Source organism: Collinsella aerofaciens, from assembly GCF_040910265.1.
Lineage (GTDB): Bacteria > Actinomycetota > Coriobacteriia > Coriobacteriales > Coriobacteriaceae > Collinsella > Collinsella aerofaciens_BK.
Genome location: NZ_JBDGAW010000003.1, coordinates 59,357 through 78,137 on the forward strand (window position 1 = coordinate 59,357; position 18,781 = coordinate 78,137).

Sequence of the window (18,781 nt, forward strand, 5' to 3'; positions counted from 1 at the left end):
GGGGCAAGATCCGGTGCCTGAGAAAGCTAGAGGGTTTCGATGAAGGCGGCGATGCGGGTCTCAATCTGACCCATGTCGCCGTTGCTGTAGTCGGTCTCGATCTTCATGTACGGAATATCCGCACCCTCGACGGCCTCCTGCATGCGCGCACTCTCAACGTTGAAGGTGTGGCACGCCTGGAGCACGCTCTCCACTACGCCATCGACGTGATACTTCTCGCACATGGCCAGCGTATTTTCCATACGACCGTCGTTGGGCGTCATGACCGAGCAGTTAATGTCAAGGTAGCGGTCGGCGATGGCGCGCAGGATGTCGGGGGCCTCCGGGTCGATCATCATGGCCGCCGTGCGCTCACCCGAGCAGTCGTCCATGCACACGACCACACCGCCGTTGGACTCGATGGTGCGACCGATCTTGTTGATCACACCGCCCACCGGGCAACCGGTGATCAGGATGCGCTTGGCATCCGCCGCAACCTGGCGCTCGCCCGCGTCGTAGGCCTCGCGCAGCTTGGCAACCTTTTGCTCCAGCTGCTGCGTATAGGACTCGATATCAAAGCTGAACGTACCGGCAAACATAGTGCTCATCAGGTCGACACCGCTCATGGCCGCCGGCTGGTTAGCCTGCAGCGCAAACATCTCAAGCTGGGCAGCACGCAGGCGATTGCGACGACGGACGGCGGCGCGCAGGTCGTCATCAGTAATCGTAATGCCGTAGAAGTTCTCGAGCTCCTCCTTGAGCAGGCGGCACTCCTCGTACCAGCCTTCACGCTCGTAGGCGCGATCGCGACCCTGCGGCAGGTGCAGAATGTGCGTGCGCTTGAGCTCGTTGAGCAGCTCGTACATCTTCTTCTTGCCGTCGCAGGTGGTCTCGCCGATGATCATGTCGCTAAAGTACGTAAACGGGCACTTTTGCGAGTAGGCAAAGCCGTACGTCGATTTGATGAGCGGACACAGATTTGCCGGCAGCACCTTCTCGGCCTCGGGAATCACCTCATCGGACGTACCGCACAGAGCGACACTTGCGGCCCCCGCGGCATCGATAATCTCGAGTGGCGTATAGCTGCACAAGAAGCCGACCAGGCGATTACCCGCCTGCTTATAATCCTTGACGCGAATAAACGCCGCCTTGCGCTGCTCGTTGAACTCCTCAAACGTGGACGGCAACGGCTGCTCAATATTTTCCGACATATAACTCCTTAACAAACCTTTTAACCGACCAAGGAAACGGCTTTCCCAGGCGCCCGAGGTTGCCGTGAAAGAGAAGCGCCGCGTACTTTGGTACGCAAGCGACGGTTTGAACGGCAAGATCGGGTCCCGGGGAAGCCGCCGGGACGGATAGCCCTAAATGGTTTCCAAGAAAGCCTCTATCCTGGTTTGCAGTTGGCCTGCATCCTCGCCGGCGTAATCGGTCGTGATGTGCATAAACGGAATGCCCGCCTCCTCGGCGGCCTTCTCCACGGCAAACGACTCCATCTCGTAGAGCGTGCAGAACTGCAAGGCCACGTCGACGATACCGTCGGCATGCAGGTCCTTGGCCATCTGGACAATGTCCTTCATACGCTGGTCGTTGGGCGTAAAGACAGCACAGTTGATCTTAAAGTAGCGCTCGGCGATGGCGTCGAGCATCTCGTCGACCGTCTCACCGGACTCGTCGACCAGGTCCTTGTAGTAGCGCGAGCCCGTGCAGGACTCCTCGCCCACCACGACGCCGCCGGCCTTCTCGATGAGATTGAACAGCTTCCAGTTGGGCACGGCCATGGGCGTACCGGTGTACAGGATGCGCTTGGTCCCCTTGGGTGCCACACCCTCGCCGGCCTCGACACGCTGCTCGCACTCGGCAGCCATATCGTTGATGGCTCCGGTCAGACGCGGCGTGTCGTCCATAAAGGCGGCCTGAACGGTCAGCAGGCTGTCGAGACCGCTGATGGGCGCCGGGTCGGCAGCGCGCGTGGCAGCGAGGCGCTGCAGGGCACGGCGCTTCTCATTGACGGCGTGGATGGCGGCCTTCAGACGCTCAGGCGTAATCTTGACGCCGCACTCATCCTCGATCTTGGCGGCGAGCTTCTTGACCTCGGCCTTCCAGGTCACGAGCGTCGACTCGTCGTGTACGTTGGGAATATCCATGACGTACATGTTCTTTTGCGTGGCAAAAAACTCATAAGCCTTCTTCTTGCCATCGCAGGTGTTCTCGCCCACCACCAGGTCACTCGACTCAATGTAGGGGCAAACCTCGCCCAGCTTAAAGCCGGCAAAGCTCTTGATAAGCGGGCAGGTATTGCGCGGCAGGTGCTCCTCGACCTTATCGGTTGCCCAATCGGCACCCGAGCACAGACCCACGGGGATACCGTCGCAGGCGAGCACAATTTCCTCGGGCACGTACACGCAGAACGAACCGACGATCTTGGTGGCCTCGCCGGCCTCCTTCTTGTCGAGCATCTCCTTAATACGGCCGCTGTGGATGTTGGTGGCGACAAAATCCAGGTAGGACGTGGACTTGGGGCGATTGTTCTGCGTCAGGAACATATCGCCGTACATCTGGCCCACGGCGCCCAGAAGCATGTCGTGGTCGGCAAGATTCATGCCGAGGCTCTCCCACATCGGATGGAAATCGAATTCTTCAGCCATGACGGTTCCCCTCTCGAACCAAAAATGAATAGCTACGGTATTGCTGCACGGTGGGTGGCGAAAACCCAGCCGTGCTCAAACCCGGAATTTTGGGGAACCCGCTTTGCAGCTGATTATTTAGTTGTGCGTCGTCTCTCCCGGAGCCGTGAACATACCTGCTCATATGCGGCTCCGAGCCATATACAGGGCGCGCGCCGCAACGCGGCGAATGTATGTCGTCTGCGGCATGTGCGCACCCTCCTTTTTTCTTATCGAAGGCAACTATATCAGCGGGCATCGACCATGCGAACACCGTTGACATTCGTACGACAGCGTCGTGTGCCGTCGTTTAATAAATAATTATCTTAATTGATAAGAGTTTGTCATCCCTCATTCGGTGAGCGGCAAGACAAAGCCGCTGAGGCTTATATCCACGACGGCATTACCCGGCGCTATCGACAAACGAGATGAATCCTACTCGCGTCGAAATGCATGCGCAGGGTCTCCCCCGCTTGCGGCAGCTCGTCGACAGGCACACTCACCTTGTTGACCTTCCACTGCAGACGCGTGGGCGCATCGAAGCGCGGCACGTCCAGCAGCACCAGCCGCTCAAAGCGTGAATCGCTCACACGGGCCACGTGCAAATCATAGCTGTTGCGGCCCCGCTCCGCGCGATTGTCAACATGGAAGTAGCTTGCGCGAATGCCCAGGTACGCTGCATTATCGGGAACCTCGCGACCCACGTTAAAGGTCATGCCCCAATCGAGCGCCTCAACTTCCTCGGGCCCGATCTTTCGTGCGCGGCTTGTGTTCTTGCAGCCCGTCAGACGCAGCGCTGCCAGCGTCTGTGGGCGACGGACCACGTCCTCGACAGAACCGATCTCCTCAACGTGCCCGTTGTGCATCACGCAAATGCGCTCGCACAGACGGCACGCTTCGTCGATGTCATGGCTCACGTAGAGCACGGTACGGTTGCACACATCGAACAGGTCGAGCATGTTCTGTTCGAGGGCGCTCTTAAGATAGGAATCGAGTGCGCTCATGGGCTCGTCGAACATAAAGATGCCCGGATGCGCCGCCACCATGCGTGCAAGCGCCACACGTTGCTGCTGACCGCCCGAGAGTCGCGCGGGATAGCGGTCGGCAAAATCGGCTAGGCCGAAAATGCTCAGATAGCGCTCGGCGAGCTTTTTGCGCGCGGCGGCGTCGCCCGCATCCTTTACACCGGCGCATACGTTATCGGCCACCGTCATGTTGGGAAACAGCTGATAGTTTTGGAACAACAGGGCGCATTTTCGCTCCTGGGGGGACAGGTTGATGCCCGCCGCCGAGTCAAAAAAGGTCACGCCGTTGACGATGATCTTGCCCTCGTCAGGCATCTCCACACCGGCAATGCAGCGCAGCGTACAGCTCTTGCCGCAACCCGAGGCACCCAGCAGCGCCACGCGCTCCTCGCCGGCCTCAAGCTGCATGTCGAGCATAAACCCGGGATAGCGCTTTTTGATATCCAGAACGAGTGACATGACCTATCGACCTCCCTGCGGCGCAGCATCATCGCGCATGAGCTCGGCCAGCGCCTCGCGATCGATACGCAAGGCATCGCCGCCCGCTGGGTCGAGCGAATCGCCCTGTCCGGCGAGATCTTTGGCCTGCTTGCGCTCCGCACGGGAAAGGCCCCGCTCGCGATACTTTTGCGAATGAGCGGTGTACATGTTGATGAATAGGATGACCAGGAAACTAAACACGATCACGACGGCGACCCAAAAGAGGGCCACCGACGTGTTGCCGCCCATCCACTCAAAGTAGATGGCGATGGGAATGGTCTGCGTAATACCGGCGTAGTTGCCCGCAAAGAACAGGGTGCAGCCAAACTCGCCCATCGCGCGGGCAAAGGCGAGCACCGTGCCGGCGGCAATCGAGGGCCAGCCAAGCGGCATCATAAGCTTGGTGAAGATGCGACGCTCGGACCAGCCCAGAGTGCGCGCCGCATCGAGCATCTGCGTGTCGAGGCTCTCAAAGGCTCCGAGTGCCGTGCGGTAGACCAGCGGAAACGACACAACGACGGCCGAAATGACCGCCGCGGGCCAGGTAAAGACGATCGAGATGCCGTGCGCGATGAGCCACTGGCCCACCCCGGTCGAGCGGCCAAACAGCATGAGGAGCAGAAAGCCGCAGACCGTGGGCGGCAGCACCATAGGAATCGTAAAGACCGAATCGAGCAGGCCCTTGATGCGACTCGAGGTACCCATAGTCTTCCACGCGGCAAACAGGCCCAGTGCAAAGGCAATCAGTAGGGCAAGGCCGCTCGTTTTGATAGACACCCAAAACGGGCGGTAGTCGATGCCGCCTAAAAAGGAGGCCAAAGAGGTCAAGGGCCCCTGCTCATTCCGCAACACGACAGACGATGCTTCTACCATTTGAGCGCTATCAAGCCAACGCGCGCCGCCCTTGGCATCACCCGAGGCTGATGCAATCACCACATAGCGGTCTCCATCCGCACCGCGCTCGTCAAAGCCATAGGTATACCCGCCGGCATCAAACGTTGTTTCCGCCGTGACATACCAAGGAAGATCCATGTCCCCTAGCTGCGCACCTCCCATGCAGTTTGCGCTGTCGAGCTTACAGACGAGGGCCCTGAGACCCGATACGCACTCGTTATCCTGCGGATCCAATCCATACTTCTCGACCGCCTTGGGCGATATCCACACCACAACGCGATCGGCAGCAGGCGCCACTACAAGGTCCACGTCCTCGTCAACGGGAAACCGGTAGCCCTCAGGCTGGCCCTCCATGGCACGAGCGGTCCCCTTGGCCAACCGCTCAAAACCCTCGATCCCATAGGAAAGCCCATGAGCGGTCGCAGCAACCTGGGCCCCGTCCGCAGCGTCCCCAGCAAACGCAAATCCCGGCACCCAGCAAAGCGCGAAGGTCAAAGCACAGGCGACAAGCATGCGGAATCTATTAAGCACGAAAAGCTCCAAGCGAATACAAGGACGGAGTGAAACACAAAACGATGGAATTATCGCGCCAAGCCGCACTACTCGGAAAGCTCAAAGCCGTACTTAGCCCAAATCTTCTGCGCCTTTTTGTTGGACAGGCAGAAGTCGATGAACGCCTTGGCCTCATCGGCATGCTCGGAGCTTTCGGCGACGGCACCCGGGTACACGATGGGCTTATGCGAGTCCCCGGGACACACAAAGGCCTCCTCGATGCCGTCGTAGCGGTAGATATCGGAGCTATAGACGAAGCCGGCCACGCAGTCGCCCGTGGACACGTAGGCGGCAGCGGTGCCGACCTTATCGGCCAGCGCGACCTTGTCGGCGATCTCGGGAGCGTACTCGCCGTCGTCGCCCTCGGTGCCAGTGTAGAGGCCCACAGAGGCCAGCGCCTGGTTGGCGTACTTACCGGCCGGAACGGTCTTGGCGTCGCCGATGGCGATCTTGCCGTCCAGGTTCGCGACGTCGGCGATGGCCTCGACCTTGGTGTCGGAGCCCTCGGCGCGAATGATCACGAGGTCGTTGACGAACATATCCTCACGGGTGTCGGTGTCGACGAGCCCGGCGGCTTCGGCGTCGTCCATGGTGCCCTTGGAGGCCGTGATGAGTACGTCGACCGCAGCACCGGCGCGCATCTGCTCAACGAGGTCGCCAGACGCCTTAAACTGCGTGTCGACAAACGTGGTACCGGTCTGGTCGGTGTAGAGCTCTTGGACCTCGGGCAGAGCCTTCTCGAGCGAGTTGGCGGCAAAGACCTGCAGCTCGACAGCTTTCTTGGAAGATGCCTTAGCAGAACCGGCATCGGATCCGGCCGGCTCGGACGTATTGTTGCCCGAGCAGCCGGCAAGACCAAGGCCGGCAGCGGCGACAGCAGAAAGCGAGACGAATCCGCGGCGAGAAACCATATCGAACATGTTCAACCCTTTCGGACCTTGTGCCCGGGTACCCCACCGCGGACTTTAATCTGTAATCAGATTATACTTCGGTGCGAATAATGATTATGAGAAATTATTCTCTTCTGAGAATATAGTTTCAGGCATGCCTACAGAATGCCGTCCCCTTGGGCGCAAATAAAAGGCGGAGCAGCCGTTCAGGTCGCTCCGCCGCAGGTAAATCGCTTAGTTGGTATGTCCGCCGCCCGCTGTCATCTGAGCCGCATGCTCCAGCTGATCCGCTATGGCCTCCCAGCTTTCGCGGGCGGCCTTCGTAGAACCGGAAAAGTTTACGACAAGTGTATGACCTCGTTGCATGCAAATAGCGCGCGAGAGCATGGCGCGGCGAGTCTTGGTCATGGAGTATGCACGGATTGCCTCTGCAATACCCGGCACATCGCGGTCGCAGACGGCACGCGTCGCCTCAGGCGTCACATCGCGCATCGAAAGCCCCGTGCCGCCGCAGGTGAGCACGACATTGGCGTGGCACTCATCGGCGGCTTCCACAATGGCATCACCAATCTCACTGACGTCGTCGCGCACAACCACATGTGAGGCGACCGTCCAGCTCTGCGCCTCGATAAGTTCCTCGAGCGCGGCACCCGCCTCGTCCTGGGCAAGGTCGCGCGTATCCGAGCACGTCACGATCGAAATCTTCAACTCCATAGCGTTCCTCCTATAGCACGGCGCCCTCGGGCAGGTCGACGCGAGCAACGTCCACGACGTCGCCCGCCTTGAGGTCGCACGGTCCTTCGTCAACACGCAACAGGCAGTTCGCACGTTGCATAGTTCCAAGCAGCGCCGAATTCTGCGTCTTGGCCTCGGTCACCAACAGCTCACCGGTCTCGGGGTCGCGCAAAACCGTGGCGCGATCGAAGAAGCGGCGATGCTGTCGCTTTTTCACGCCGTGCGTGAGCGTCGCCTGCTGTACGGGACGCGCACCCTCGGCAAAGCCGCGCATCTTGCGGATCGCCGGACGGGCGAGCATCTCAAAGCCCACATACGCCGCGGCCGGATTGCCTGAAAGCCCCAGGTAGGGCTTACCCCCGAGCAAGCCAAACGTGATGGCCTTGCCCGGACGCATCGAGATGCGGTCAAACAGCACCTCACCCTCGCGCCGGACGAGCGCCGTCACGTAGTCGTAGTCGCCTGCCGAGGCGCCACCGCTCGTAATGACAAAATCACACTCCTGCACGGCACGATGCACCAGCTCGGCAATCGTCTGCTCATCATCGGGCGCAATGCCAAAGAACACCGGCTCGGCTCCCGCATCGAGTGCCTCGGCCATCAACGCGGACGAGTTGGAGTCGCGAATCTGCCCGCGCGCCGGCAGCTCACTCGGCGCGACCAGTTCCGTCCCCAGCGAGATAATGCCCACGCGCGGAGCGGCATGGACCTTCACGCTCGCGTAACCGGCGCTTGCCAGCAAGCCGGCGCCGGCCGGGGCCACAACCTCGCCGGCGCGCATCACGATATCGCCGGCATGGGCCTCCTCGGCGGCAGAGCGAACGTTCTCCCCCACCTTTGTCGGCGCCGAGAACCTCGCACGCGAGCCCTCGTTGCCATCGCCGCCGAGCACATCAACGATCTCGTATTTCACCACGGCATCGGCACCTTCGGGCACCGGCGCGCCCGTCATGATGCGGACCGTCTCGCCCGCGCCAATTGTGCCCTCAAACACATGGCCCGCGGCCTCGTGTCCGATAACGTCGAGCGTCACCGGCGCCTCACCAGATGCCTGCGCCAAATCCGCCGAGCGCACGGCATATCCGTCCATAGCGCTGTTGGCAAACGGCGAGATGTCGATATCCGCCACCGCGTCCTCTGCCAAGGGAAGACCGGCGGCCTGCCACACGGGAATCTCGACAACTTCGGTGCGATTCACGTGCGACAAGACGATTGCCTGTGCGTCCTCCAACGGAATGAGTTTCTCTGCCATATACACCTCTAGCATGCAGCGGCGCACACCACGGGCGCCGATTCTTTATGTTTATCTCAGTATAATCCCCCGCCGCACGACGGCGACACGGCCCGTACCCACGAATACACCTGTCGGCCGCAAGCCGCGAAACAGAACCGAAACCAACCCGCCGGTTTGTCACGTTTGGCACGCTCTATAATGCTCGTGTTGCAATCAAGAAGAGGAACGTATGGCTTTTACCGACAAACCCGAAAGCGCAAACGAGGCGCAGGATCATTCCCAGTCGCTCGACGACGGCGGCTTTTTCTCCCTTAATGACGTCATCATGGCAGGCAGGCAACAGCTCACCCGCTCCGAGCATCTCTTGGCTGCCGACACGCGCCGCAACGCCCGCAACCTACTCGCGAGCGCCAAGTTGCTCATGCTCGTCGTCATCGTCTCGCTCGCCATGGGCGTTGCCGCTTGGGCGTTTTTGGCCTCGCTGAATATCGCGACCGACTATCGCGAGCACCATGCGTGGGTCTACGCGCTGCTTCCCGTTGTGGGCATTGCCACCGCATGGGTGTACAAAAACCACGGCCTTGCCGCCAAACGAGGTAACAACCTGGTCATCGACTCCGCTCTGGGCACACGCCTCATCCATATGCGCATGGCCGTCCTCACCTTCGTCTGCTCCACGCTCACGCACCTAACGGGCGGATCGGCCGGTCGCGAGGGTGCCGCGGTGCAGATTGGCGGCACCATCGCCAGCAATGTATCTAGCCTGGCCCACCTCAAAAAGCACGACCACCACGACCTCATGCTCGCCGGCATCTCGTCGGCCTTTGGCGCCGTGTTCGGCTCGCCCCTTGCCGGAGCTTTCTTTGGTATGGAGATGTGCTTTATCGGCAAGATCGACTACACCGCAGGCATCTACTGCCTGGTCGCCTCGTTTACCGGCTACTTTACATCACTCGCCCTGGGTACCGAGTACGAAGCGAATGTCATCGCCAGCGTTCCCAACATGACACCACGGACGGTTGTCATCGTTGTTATCAGCGCAATTATCTTCGGCCTGACGGCACGCCTCTTTGCCTGGTCGGTTCGAACCGTCAAGAGCCTGTACGGTCGCTTTATCACCAATTACCTCGTTCGCGCACTCATAGGCGCACTCGCGGTTTTAGCCGCCTATGCCCTCCTCGACGCCTGGAACTACGCCGGCCTTTCCACGTGGCTTTCCGGCGCCGGATTTGCCGGCAACACCACCCTGGCGGACGCAGCCATCAAGTTGGTCGTCACAGCGCTTACCCTGGGCGCGGGCTTCCAAGGCGGCGAGGTCACGCCCCTGTTTGGCATCGGTGCGGCACTCGGTGGCTGGATCGGTTGCCTCACCGGGCTTGACCCCAGTTTTCTGGCGGCTCTCGGTATGCTCGGCGTGTTCTGCGCCGGCCTCAACGTGCCCATCACCACCTGCATGATGGCCATCGACCTGTTCCACGGCACGGCCGCCGGGTTCTTTGTCATCGTGGCCTTTATCAGCTACCTAACCGGCGGACACCGCGGCGTGTACCCCGCCCAGCGCATCATCTCACCCAAGCGCCGTTCGCTTATTGTGGATGAGGGCGGTACGGTAGCGGATGCTATCGAGCGCCACAACGACCTGATAGAGTAGATGTAATAATCGCCGTGCAGCCACAATCGGGGCAACGCAACCCGAGCGCGACCGCACCGTCATGTCACACGCCGGGAGTCGCCCCATGCACGCAACTGATTTTGGTCGCACGCTCATCATCGCCAACCCAGCCGCCCAGTCGGCTGCGGCACGCGAAGTTGCCGAGCGCCTGCAACGCTTTTTGGACATGACTGCACGCGCATCCCAGTTTGACCTGGTGTTGACCGAACGTATGGGACACGCCAAGGAGCTGGCCGCGCAGGCTCAGGGCTATCGCACCGTTATCGCACTCGGCGGCGACGGCGTGATCCACGAGGTCGTCAACGGGCTTATGACGCAAAAGGAGGACGCCCGCCCCGCTCTTGCCGTCCTGCCCGTGGGCTCCGGCAACGATTTTGCCCAGACGCTCGGCATCGACGATTTCTCCGGTAAGGATTTTGGCACGCTGCTCACCTGCGAACTGCAGCATCAAGATATCGGGCGCATTCGCTCATGGAGCCCTGCGAGCGGCAGCGGCGAGGCTACCGTTGAGTACTACGACCAGACGCTTTCGGTCGGCATCGATGCCGCCATCGGCCTTGGCACCACCGAGCTGCGCAAAAAGACCGGCTTGACGGGTGCTCCTCTCTACACCCTCTCGGGACTTGAGCAGTTTGGCCTGCGCTATCGCAACTACCCCATGACAGCCAGCTTTGACGGCGCGCCCGCCGAGCGCGTGAGGGCGATCATCATGGCGATTCAGCTGGGCCCCACGTATGGCTCGGGCTATCGCATCTGCCCTGATGCCGACCCCTGCGACGGCGTACTCGACGTCTGCTACGCCTGCGGCCCCGTCCCCCGTGCGGTCGCCCTACCCATGTTCCTTTCGGCCAAGGACGGACACCACACCAAGCTGCCGCCGGTACGCATGCGCCGCTGCCGCCATGCCGAGCTCACCTTTGAGGAGCCCGACTACCCCATCCAGGCCGACGGTGAGCCCATCGTCGCCTCGCGCATCGAAGTTGACATCCTACCCGGCGTCCTCCAAGTCTGGCGCCCAACCCGCTAACCCCACCTAAGTTGCGGTGAAATAGGGACTGTTTATGCAGCTAAAGCCGCAAAACAGTCCCTATTTCACCGCAACTTATGAGGAGGCTAGTCGTCGCTGCCCGGCTTGCGACGGTTGGCCTTTTTAATGGCGTTGAAGCGCTTGTCATTGAGCCTGCGCTGGCGAGAGCGCAGAGGCACCTTAGTCTTTACGCGTCGGCGCGGTGGACGCCCGCGACGCTCAAGCTCAGCGCGCAGCTTACGCAGGCAGCTACTACGGTTTTGGAACTGACTGCGGCTCTCGCGCGCCGTCACGGTAATTCCCGAAGGGATATGTTTCATGCGCACCGCCGAGTCCGTCGTGTTGACGCCTTGTCCGCCCGGACCCGTCGCGCGAAACACCTGCACCTCGCAATCGCGCGCCAACTCCTCGACCGACATCTCGGCATAGCGCGCATACTCGCGCCATCCCATCTTGTTCTCGTCCATATCAACACCTCCCTTCATACAAAAAATGTGACAAAGGGACGGTCCCTTTGTCACATCGCATGCCAATCGCTTGTGTTGCGCGCTTAGGCGAAGGTGATCTCGCCGGTCTCACAGTCCATATCGGCGATACGGGCCAGGCTCTCGACGCGGAAGCCGCGCTCGCGGAGCTTATCGCCGCCGCCCTGGAAGCCCTTCTCCACGGCAATGCCAATACCGGACACCTCGGCACCCGCAGCCTCGCAGATCTTGATAAGGCCCTCGAGCGCGCAGCCGTTGGCCAAAAAGTCGTCGATAATCAGGACCTTGTCGCCCTCGGACAGGAAGCGCTTGCCAACGATGACCGGGTACTCCTTCTGCTTGGTAAAGGAGTAGATGGTCGTGGCATACTGCTCGCCGTCGAGGTTGATGGACTGCGCCTTCTTGGCAAAGACCACCGGCACGCCGCCAAAGTGCTGGGCTGCAATGCAAGCCATGCCAATGCCCGAAGCCTCAATCGTCAGGATCTTGTTGATCTCGACACCCTCGAACAGACGGGCCCACTCGGCGCCCATGTGATCGAACAGCTCAACGTCGCACTGGTGGTTGAGGAAGGCATCAACCTTAAGGACGTTACCGGCCTTTACGATGCCGTCATGGCGAATACGATCCTCAAGCTCCTGCATGGCGCAACCCCTTCTCGCGGCAACGATACCGCGCGATTAATAAACGTTGTTCGATAGTCTACCACGGACCGACCCCCGCCCGCCCCACAAGCCGCATCGCACCACAAACCAGTCTTTTTGAGACGGCGCGAATCGTGGCAGACAGCCTCCCAACACGCTAATGGCGGGCGCGCATCCTCACCAAACGCACCATAGCGAGCGCAAAGCCCACAGCGGCCACAGCCATCAACACATAGAACACCGAACGGAAACCAAACAGGAACACATCCGGACGGCCTACAACAAAACTGGTCACAGCCTCGCCCATCGCCACGCTCATCTGCCCATACAGGATGTGCGACGCCACCGTAATGCCGAGTGCCATGCCGGCATAGCGCGCCAGGCTACCCAGGCTGCCCGCAAAGCCGAGCGCTTCGCGCGGAGCCGAGCCCATATACAGCGAGTTATTGGGGCTCTGGAAAATCGACGTACCGCACGACATAAACGCGACACAGCACACGATCACAGGGATAGAAGAATGCTCGTCGAGCGTACTTACCGCAAAGAGACCGCACACGTACACGCCCAGGCCGATTGCCGTGGGGCCCTCGCAGCCAACACGGTCCGAAACCGTACCCGAAAGCGGGCCGATAAAGGCATTCACCATCGGCAGCGCCAAAAAGAGCAATCCGGAAATGTCAGAACCAAAGCCGTGGGCGTCCTGAAAATAGAACGGCAAAATAAACTCGGATGCGCCAATACCAACGAACACGATGAGCATGCAGGCAAGGTTGATGGTGAAGGCCGAATTTGCAAAGCAGCGACGAGCAGCCTCAATCAGGGACATAGGGCGCTCGCCGGCCTCCGGCTTAACATGCGGTAGCGTGTAGAGCCCCACGATAAACGAGATCACGCCAATGGGCAGATTGATGAGGAAGATACTCTCCCAGGGAAAGCTTGCCACCAGCATGCCGCCCAGCACGGGGCCACACATCATGCCGAGGGCCACGAAGGTCGCGAGAATACCCATGGCACGACCGCGCTCGCGCGCCGGAAACGACTCGGTGATGATGCCCATGTTGTTGGCCATGGCCGCCGCGCAACCGACGCCCTGAACGATGCGTGCCAGGATAAGAACCTCGAGCGAGGCCGAAAGGCCGCACAGCAGCGAACCGACCGAAAAGACGATGACGCCCAGCTGGAACACATTCACCTTGCCGCGCACGTCGCCCAGACGGCCAAACGGCAACATAGCCACGCAAGTCGCAAGCAGATACACCGAACTTACCAGCTGGATGCGGTCGAGGCCCACGCCCAGCTCCTTTTGCATCACGGGCAGCGCCACGGTCACGACGGTCGAATCCAGACACACCATAAAAGTCATGATGAGCACGGTAAACAGAATCGCCCATTTGTTCTTGCCATGGGTATCGCCCTCAAGGGCAATGTGCTCGCGGCGCAGCTGCTCTGCAGTTTTCTCCATATCCATCCTTTCGAGTGGCCCAACGCAAAAAAACGGGGCCCCAATCGCCTGCAAACAGCCGCGATTGGGGTCCCGCCTACGGAATCGGAACAAAAGGTCGCCGAAGCTTTCTGCCAGCATCGGCACCTTGTACGGAGCTAGCCTAGCACTGCTCGAGCGCCTGCTCAAGGTCGGCAATCAGATCGGCCGTGTCCTCGAGGCCGCACGACAGGCGCACCATGTCGGCGGAGATGCCGCAGGCGATGAGCTCCTCATCGTTCATCTGGCGATGCGTGGCGTTAGCAGGATGCAGGCAGCAGGTGCGGGCGTCAGCCACATGCGTGGCGATCTGGGCAAGTTTAAGGCTCTTCATAAAGGTCTCGGCCGCCGCGCGACCACCGTTAAAGCCAAAGCTCACAACGCCGCAGGTACCGTTGGGCATGTACTTCTGAGCCAGGTCATAGTACTTGTCGCCCTCCAGGCCCGGATAGCTCACGAAGCGCACCTTGGGATGGCTCTGCAGGAACTTGGCAACGGCTAGGCCGTTCTCGCAATGACGCGGCATGCGCACATGCAGGCTCTCGAGCGAGCTATTCAGGAAAAACGCCGCCTGCGGGTTCTGCATGGGGCCAAGGTCGCGCATGAGCTGAGCGGTTGCCTTGGTAATGAAGGCACCCTCGCGACCAAACTTCTCGGCATACGTCACGCCATGATAGCTCTCGTCAGGCGTGGTGAGACCCGGGAACTTGTCTGCATGGGCCATCCAGTCAAACTGGCCGTGGTCGACGATCACGCCGCCCAGGTAGGCAGCATGTCCATCCATGTATTTGGTGGTGGAGTGCGTAACGATGTCGGCGCCCCACTCAAAGGGACGGCACATCACGGGCGTCGGGAAGGTGTTGTCCACCATCAGCGGCACGCCGTGGTCATGCGCGGCCTTGGCAAAGCGCTCAATATCGAGCACGGCAAGGGCAGGGTTGGCAATCGTCTCGCCAAAGACGAGCTTGGTATTGGGCTCAAAGGCTGCCTCCAGCTCCACATCGGTGCAGTCGGGGGCGACAAACGTGCAAGTCACGCCCATGCGCCCCATCGTGTGGGCGAGCAGGTTATACGTACCGCCGTAGATAGCAGAGCTCGCGACCACGTGATCACCGGCACCGGCCACGTTAAAGATCGCAAGGAAGTTCGCGGCCATGCCCGAACTCGTGAGCATCGCAGCGGTACCGCCCTCCATCTCGCAGATCTTGGCGGCAACCAGATCGCACGTGGGATTCTGCAGACGGCTGTAGAAGTAGCCCGACTCCTCCAGGTCAAACAGCTTGCCCATGTGCTCGGACGTGTCGTATTTCCACGTGGTGGACTGGTAGATGGGCACCTGGCGCGGCTCCGCATCTCCCGGGTGATAGCCGCCCTGAACACATGTAGTACCGATGGTCTGCTCGCTCATATCCAACTCCCTTACTTGGGTTTTGTTTTTATTCGGTTCACGATACCGCTACCCCGTACCCCTCTCAACCCATCCCGCCGATAGGTTATGGGACAAATTAATCAGGTTTATTTGTCCCAAATCTTAAGAAAGTGTTCGATGGCGAAAAACAATGAGATATGCACTGCGGTCTCGATAAGCGAATGCGCCGGCAAGGGTACCATAGGCGGGTACACCATGAACAAGGAGACAACGATGAAGCAGATCGATACCACCCAGCTCAACACTGCCGCCTGTCAGGCTCAGGCTGCCGAATACCACGCCCGTGGCTTTAACTGCGCCCAGGCCGTCGCCTGCACGCTCGCGCCCGCTGTCGGGCTCGACCCCCAGGTCGCCTTTACCCTCACCGAGGGCTTTGGCGCCGGCATGGGCGGTATGACCGAGACCTGCGGCGCCATCTCGGGCGCCGTGGCCATCATGGGCTTTGTAATGAGCGATGGCATGGAAAACCCGAAGACCAAGGGCCAGACCTACAAGCTGTCGCGCGAGATTGCCAAGCGCTTTGGCGAGAAGAACACGACGACCGTCTGCGGCACGCTCAAGGGCATCGGATCGGACAAGGGCCCGATCCGCAGCTGTCCCGGTTGCATCGACGATGCCGTCGAAATCGCCTGTGATGTACTAAAGCAGCTCGCCGAGTAAACGGCAGCGACATAAAACGACGGTCGGTGTGCTTGGGATCCGTCCAAAAGCACGCCGACCGTCGCCGTTAGAACTCGGCAAATTCGGGAGCGCCGACCTCGATCTCCTCGCGCCCCGCCATAAGCTCGCGCATCTTGGCACAAAATGGCTCCTGCTCCCCCGCCTTAAACACCAAATGAATCGTCACGGCATCCGCGTAATCGGTATCCGCAACCTTGGCACCCGAATCCTGCGCCAAGCGAAGCACCTGCTCGTATTGCGGATAGGCCACACGTACATCAACCGGCACGACGCTCGTCATTTCGACGATCTGCCCGGCCTCTTGAGCCGCGGCCACCGCCGCCTGCGTCGCCGCGGTATAGGCGCGCACCAAGCCACCGGGCCCTAACAGCGTGCCACCAAAATAACGTGTCACAACACAGCATACGTTTTTAAGTCCCGCACCGCGCAGCACCTCGAGCGTCGGCATTCCGCTCGTGCGGCTCGGCTCGCCATCATCGCTCTGGCGCTCGCGTCCATCGACCAAAATCCACGCGGGAACATTGTGTCGAGCGTCGTAATGACGCTTGCGGACCACCTCGATAAAGGCATTCGCCTCATCCTCGGACTCAATATGGACCAGCTGGGCAATAAACCGACTCTTGCGGTCCACAAACTCGCCCGAAGCCTCAATATTCGATTGCAGAGTAAAATAGCTGTCCAACAAAGCCCCTCAACAAAATAAAGCGCAGCAACAAACAGCCTCAATAATACGATAACCCTAGTAAAAAGAATGGCAACGCCGATGATTCCGTCAACGAAAGCGAGAACCCGTCAGCGCGAGCAAGGTGCCTTGAAAGCCGAGGGCATTGACCTTATGGTCATGCCCGAAGGTTTGAAAGGCAGATTGCCGCGCTGACGGGTTCGCAGCGTCAACAAAGTGCCGAGTGGGCCGATAAGCCGGGTTCTGTCGTGAACGGTCATTTATCTTGTCTGCACGTTACCGCGCAGCTCCACGCACGCTACCCGAACGCGGACCGGGCCGGCCCATAGCGTTCCTATTCGCGCTTGCTCCGGATGGGGCTTGCCAAGCCGCCGTGTTGCCACGACGCTGGTGGTCTCTTACACCACCGTTTCAGCTTTTCCCTTTACGCCTTGCGGCGCAGGTGGGAGTCTTCTTTTCTGCGGCGCTTTCCGTCGGATCACTCCGCCCGGCCGTTAGCCGGCATCCCGCCCTCTGGAGCCCGGACTTTCCTCACGCGTACTGCAAGCAGCACATCGCGCGACCGTCTGGCCCACTCAGCAGTGCAAGAGTGTAACACACCGTTGCCGCAGGCAATGGCACAACGCAAGCGCTCGCACGATAAACCAAGAACCACCCATGCGCTACAATAGTCCCGTCGATGGGCAACGTCGTCAGTCGAGACGCGACCGCGCTCCGCACCCCTCCGTCTACTCGGTGCGTTCCCGCCTCCACCCCGAGGCGGGATGTCGGCATTTTTCATGCACCGACAACCAAATAGCCTGTGGACAGCCCGGGCAGCATCGCGCACCTCAGCAGCAAATGAAAAAGGGACCCGTCCATTGCGGACGGATCCCTTAAAACAAGTGATCGTCAAACCGATTTACTCGGCGTCGGTCTCCTCGTCCTTCTTCTCGGAAGGCAGCGGGGTAACCTCGATCTCGACGCCCAGAGTCTCAGCAGCGGACTTCATGGACAGGGAGATACGACGACGGTCGAGGTCGATCTCCATGACCTTGACCTGAACCTTGTCGCCCACGTGGGTGACCTGAGAAGGCTGATCGACGTGCTTGTTGGCCATCTCGGAGATGTGCACCAGGCCCTCGATGCCCTCGCCCAGGTCGACGAAAGCGCCGAACGGGACAAGCTTGGTCACAGTGCCCTCGACGATAGCGCCGACGGGGTACTTCTTGACCAGTGCGCGCCACGGATCCTCGGTGGTCTGCTTGAGACCCAGGGAGATGCGCTCGCGGTTGAGATCGACGTCGAGAACCTCGACCTCGACCTCCTGGCCGACCTTGACAACCTCGGAAGGATGGTTGACGTGGTTCCAGGAGAGCTCGGAGATGTGGATGAGGCCGTCGATGCCGCCGAGGTCGACGAAGGCGCCGAAGTCGACGATGGAGGAAACGGTGCCCTGGAGACGCATACCAGACTTGAGCTTGGACAGGATCTCGGAGCGCTCGGCCTTACGGGACTCCTCGAGCACGACACGACGGGAGAGGACGACGTTGTTGCGGTTGCGGTCCATCTCGATAACGCGGGCCTCGATGCGGGTGCCCATGTAAGAGGTGAGGTCCTTGACGCGACGGAGGTCGACGAGGGAAGCGGGCAGGAAGCCACGCAGGCCGATGTCGAGGATCAGGCCGCCCTTGACAACCTCGATAACCTCGCCCTCGACGTTCTCGCCGGAGTTGAACTTCTCCTCGATGCGGTTCCAAGCACGCTCGTACTCGGCACGCTTCTTGGACAGGACCAGACGGCCGTCCTTGTCCTCCTTCTGGAGAACCAGGGCCTCGATGGGATCACCGAGTGCAACGATGTCTGCAGGGTTAGCGTCCTTGCGGATGGACAGCTCGCGGACCGGGATAACGCCCTCGGACTTGAATCCGATGTCAACGAGCACCTCGTCATGCTCGATCTTAACGACAGTGCCGTTAACGAGATCGCCCTCATCAAAGTCGGTAATCGTACCGTCGATGAGGTTGTTCATCTCCTCCTCGTTGACATCGTCAAGAGAGAAAATGGACGAGTTCTGAATCTCACTCAAAGGTGGACCCCTTTCGAACTACGGGGCCCCGATTGCTAGGACCTACAGAAGGGTGCGACAAGCACACAACGTTTAGGAACACTCGGGAGCCGACAGATACTAATGTGACGCTTATGCAATCACGTTCGTATAGATTACGGGGAAATTACTTCGATTTC

16 protein-coding genes and 1 other RNA gene are annotated in these 18,781 nt (G+C 60.2%); 3 read left to right on the plus strand and 14 right to left on the minus strand.

Going from position 1 to position 18,781, the window contains the following annotated elements; all coding sequences use genetic code 11:
* Positions 1 to 26: 26 nt before the first annotated feature.
* From AB5Z14_RS02560 to AB5Z14_RS02590, 7 genes are all read right to left on the minus strand, one after another.
* Positions 27 to 1,190 (minus strand): double-cubane-cluster-containing anaerobic reductase, encoded by a 1,164-nt coding sequence (locus tag AB5Z14_RS02560; RefSeq protein ID WP_368130148.1) that lies wholly within the window; start codon positions 1,188 to 1,190, stop codon positions 27 to 29.
* A 153-nt stretch (positions 1,191 to 1,343) separates the two neighbouring features.
* A complete protein-coding gene (locus AB5Z14_RS02565; protein ID WP_138340013.1) occupies positions 1,344 to 2,627 on the minus strand; it encodes a double-cubane-cluster-containing anaerobic reductase in 1,284 nt (427 codons plus the stop codon).
* Between the two features lie 431 nt (positions 2,628 to 3,058).
* Positions 3,059 to 4,129, minus strand: coding sequence for a sulfate/molybdate ABC transporter ATP-binding protein (locus AB5Z14_RS02570; RefSeq protein WP_368130149.1), 1,071 nt, complete (start codon positions 4,127 to 4,129; stop codon positions 3,059 to 3,061).
* A gap of 3 nt (positions 4,130 to 4,132) precedes the next feature.
* A complete protein-coding gene (modB, locus tag AB5Z14_RS02575) occupies positions 4,133 to 5,575 on the minus strand; it encodes a molybdate ABC transporter permease subunit (protein ID WP_368130150.1) in 1,443 nt (480 codons plus the stop codon).
* Positions 5,576 to 5,643: 68 nt separating this feature from the next.
* The gene (gene modA, locus AB5Z14_RS02580) at positions 5,644 to 6,516 is read right to left on the minus strand and encodes a molybdate ABC transporter substrate-binding protein (RefSeq protein WP_368130151.1); all 873 of its coding nucleotides are present in this window, start codon (positions 6,514 to 6,516) and stop codon (positions 5,644 to 5,646) included.
* Positions 6,517 to 6,720: 204 nt separating this feature from the next.
* Positions 6,721 to 7,200, minus strand: a complete 480-nt coding sequence (locus tag AB5Z14_RS02585; protein ID WP_368130153.1) for a MogA/MoaB family molybdenum cofactor biosynthesis protein — start codon at positions 7,198 to 7,200, stop codon at positions 6,721 to 6,723.
* Positions 7,201 to 7,210: 10 nt separating this feature from the next.
* Positions 7,211 to 8,473 carry a molybdopterin molybdotransferase MoeA gene (locus AB5Z14_RS02590; protein WP_368130154.1) on the minus strand — a complete coding sequence of 421 codons (1,263 nt, stop codon included), beginning with the start codon at positions 8,471 to 8,473 and terminating at the stop codon, positions 7,211 to 7,213.
* 211 nt (positions 8,474 to 8,684) lie between these two features.
* Here AB5Z14_RS02590 and AB5Z14_RS02595 point away from each other — a divergent pair, with 211 nt between their 5' ends.
* Positions 8,685 to 10,106, plus strand: coding sequence for a chloride channel protein (locus AB5Z14_RS02595; RefSeq protein ID WP_368130156.1), 1,422 nt, complete (start codon positions 8,685 to 8,687; stop codon positions 10,104 to 10,106).
* 85 nt (positions 10,107 to 10,191) lie between these two features.
* Positions 10,192 to 11,154 carry a diacylglycerol/lipid kinase family protein gene (locus AB5Z14_RS02600; protein WP_368130158.1) on the plus strand — a complete coding sequence of 321 codons (963 nt, stop codon included), beginning with the start codon at positions 10,192 to 10,194 and terminating at the stop codon, positions 11,152 to 11,154.
* An 86-nt stretch (positions 11,155 to 11,240) separates the two neighbouring features.
* Here AB5Z14_RS02600 and AB5Z14_RS02605 read toward each other — a convergent pair whose 3' ends face one another.
* From AB5Z14_RS02605 to AB5Z14_RS02620, 4 genes are all read right to left on the minus strand, one after another.
* Positions 11,241 to 11,621 (minus strand): peptide chain release factor family protein, encoded by a 381-nt coding sequence (locus AB5Z14_RS02605; RefSeq protein ID WP_438265645.1) that lies wholly within the window; start codon positions 11,619 to 11,621, stop codon positions 11,241 to 11,243.
* A gap of 83 nt (positions 11,622 to 11,704) precedes the next feature.
* Positions 11,705 to 12,283: a xanthine phosphoribosyltransferase gene (locus AB5Z14_RS02610; RefSeq protein WP_022095227.1), complete on the minus strand. Its 579-nt coding sequence runs from the start codon at positions 12,281 to 12,283 to the stop codon at positions 11,705 to 11,707.
* 157 nt (positions 12,284 to 12,440) lie between these two features.
* Positions 12,441 to 13,745 carry an MFS transporter gene (locus AB5Z14_RS02615; protein ID WP_368130159.1) on the minus strand — a complete coding sequence of 435 codons (1,305 nt, stop codon included), beginning with the start codon at positions 13,743 to 13,745 and terminating at the stop codon, positions 12,441 to 12,443.
* A 142-nt stretch (positions 13,746 to 13,887) separates the two neighbouring features.
* Positions 13,888 to 15,171: an O-acetylhomoserine aminocarboxypropyltransferase/cysteine synthase family protein gene (locus AB5Z14_RS02620; protein WP_368130160.1), complete on the minus strand. Its 1,284-nt coding sequence runs from the start codon at positions 15,169 to 15,171 to the stop codon at positions 13,888 to 13,890.
* 234 nt (positions 15,172 to 15,405) lie between these two features.
* Here AB5Z14_RS02620 and AB5Z14_RS02625 point away from each other — a divergent pair, with 234 nt between their 5' ends.
* On the plus strand, positions 15,406 to 15,852 hold the full coding sequence (locus AB5Z14_RS02625; RefSeq protein WP_368130161.1) for a C-GCAxxG-C-C family protein: 447 nt from the start codon (positions 15,406 to 15,408) through the stop codon (positions 15,850 to 15,852).
* A gap of 67 nt (positions 15,853 to 15,919) precedes the next feature.
* On the opposite strand, the gene AB5Z14_RS02630 is transcribed toward AB5Z14_RS02625, so the two are convergent.
* The 3 genes from AB5Z14_RS02630 to rpsA all read right to left on the minus strand — a co-directional run bounded on the left by AB5Z14_RS02630 (position 15,920) and on the right by rpsA (position 18,623).
* Positions 15,920 to 16,558 (minus strand): IMPACT family protein, encoded by a 639-nt coding sequence (locus AB5Z14_RS02630; RefSeq protein ID WP_368130163.1) that lies wholly within the window; start codon positions 16,556 to 16,558, stop codon positions 15,920 to 15,922.
* Positions 16,559 to 16,771: 213 nt separating this feature from the next.
* Positions 16,772 to 17,133, minus strand: an RNA gene (rnpB, locus tag AB5Z14_RS02635) — RNase P RNA component class A.
* Positions 17,134 to 17,456: 323 nt separating this feature from the next.
* A complete protein-coding gene (gene rpsA, locus AB5Z14_RS02640; RefSeq protein WP_022095232.1) occupies positions 17,457 to 18,623 on the minus strand; it encodes a 30S ribosomal protein S1 in 1,167 nt (388 codons plus the stop codon).
* Between the last annotated feature and the right edge of the window lie 158 nt (positions 18,624 to 18,781).

What these genes read in the sequence shown, in the direction of transcription:
- AB5Z14_RS02560 (WP_368130148.1), bottom strand. Translation starts at nt 1,190, where the DNA reads ATGTCGGAAAATATTGAGCAGCCGTTGCCGTCCACGTTTGAGGAGTTC.
- AB5Z14_RS02565 (WP_138340013.1), bottom strand. Translation starts at nt 2,627, where the DNA reads ATGGCTGAAGAATTCGATTTCCATCCGATGTGGGAGAGCCTCGGCATG.
- AB5Z14_RS02570 (WP_368130149.1), bottom strand. Translation starts at nt 4,129, where the DNA reads ATGTCACTCGTTCTGGATATCAAAAAGCGCTATCCCGGGTTTATGCTC.
- modA (WP_368130151.1), bottom strand. Translation starts at nt 6,516, where the DNA reads ATGTTCGATATGGTTTCTCGCCGCGGATTCGTCTCGCTTTCTGCTGTC.
- AB5Z14_RS02585 (WP_368130153.1), bottom strand. Translation starts at nt 7,200, where the DNA reads ATGGAGTTGAAGATTTCGATCGTGACGTGCTCGGATACGCGCGACCTT.
- AB5Z14_RS02590 (WP_368130154.1), bottom strand. Translation starts at nt 8,473, where the DNA reads ATGGCAGAGAAACTCATTCCGTTGGAGGACGCACAGGCAATCGTCTTG.
- AB5Z14_RS02595 (WP_368130156.1), top strand. Translation starts at nt 8,685, where the DNA reads ATGGCTTTTACCGACAAACCCGAAAGCGCAAACGAGGCGCAGGATCAT.
- AB5Z14_RS02600 (WP_368130158.1), top strand. Translation starts at nt 10,192, where the DNA reads ATGCACGCAACTGATTTTGGTCGCACGCTCATCATCGCCAACCCAGCC.
- AB5Z14_RS02605 (WP_438265645.1), bottom strand. Translation starts at nt 11,621, where the DNA reads ATGGACGAGAACAAGATGGGATGGCGCGAGTATGCGCGCTATGCCGAG.
- AB5Z14_RS02610 (WP_022095227.1), bottom strand. Translation starts at nt 12,283, where the DNA reads ATGCAGGAGCTTGAGGATCGTATTCGCCATGACGGCATCGTAAAGGCC.
- AB5Z14_RS02615 (WP_368130159.1), bottom strand. Translation starts at nt 13,745, where the DNA reads ATGGAGAAAACTGCAGAGCAGCTGCGCCGCGAGCACATTGCCCTTGAG.
- AB5Z14_RS02620 (WP_368130160.1), bottom strand. Translation starts at nt 15,171, where the DNA reads ATGAGCGAGCAGACCATCGGTACTACATGTGTTCAGGGCGGCTATCAC.
- AB5Z14_RS02625 (WP_368130161.1), top strand. Translation starts at nt 15,406, where the DNA reads ATGAAGCAGATCGATACCACCCAGCTCAACACTGCCGCCTGTCAGGCT.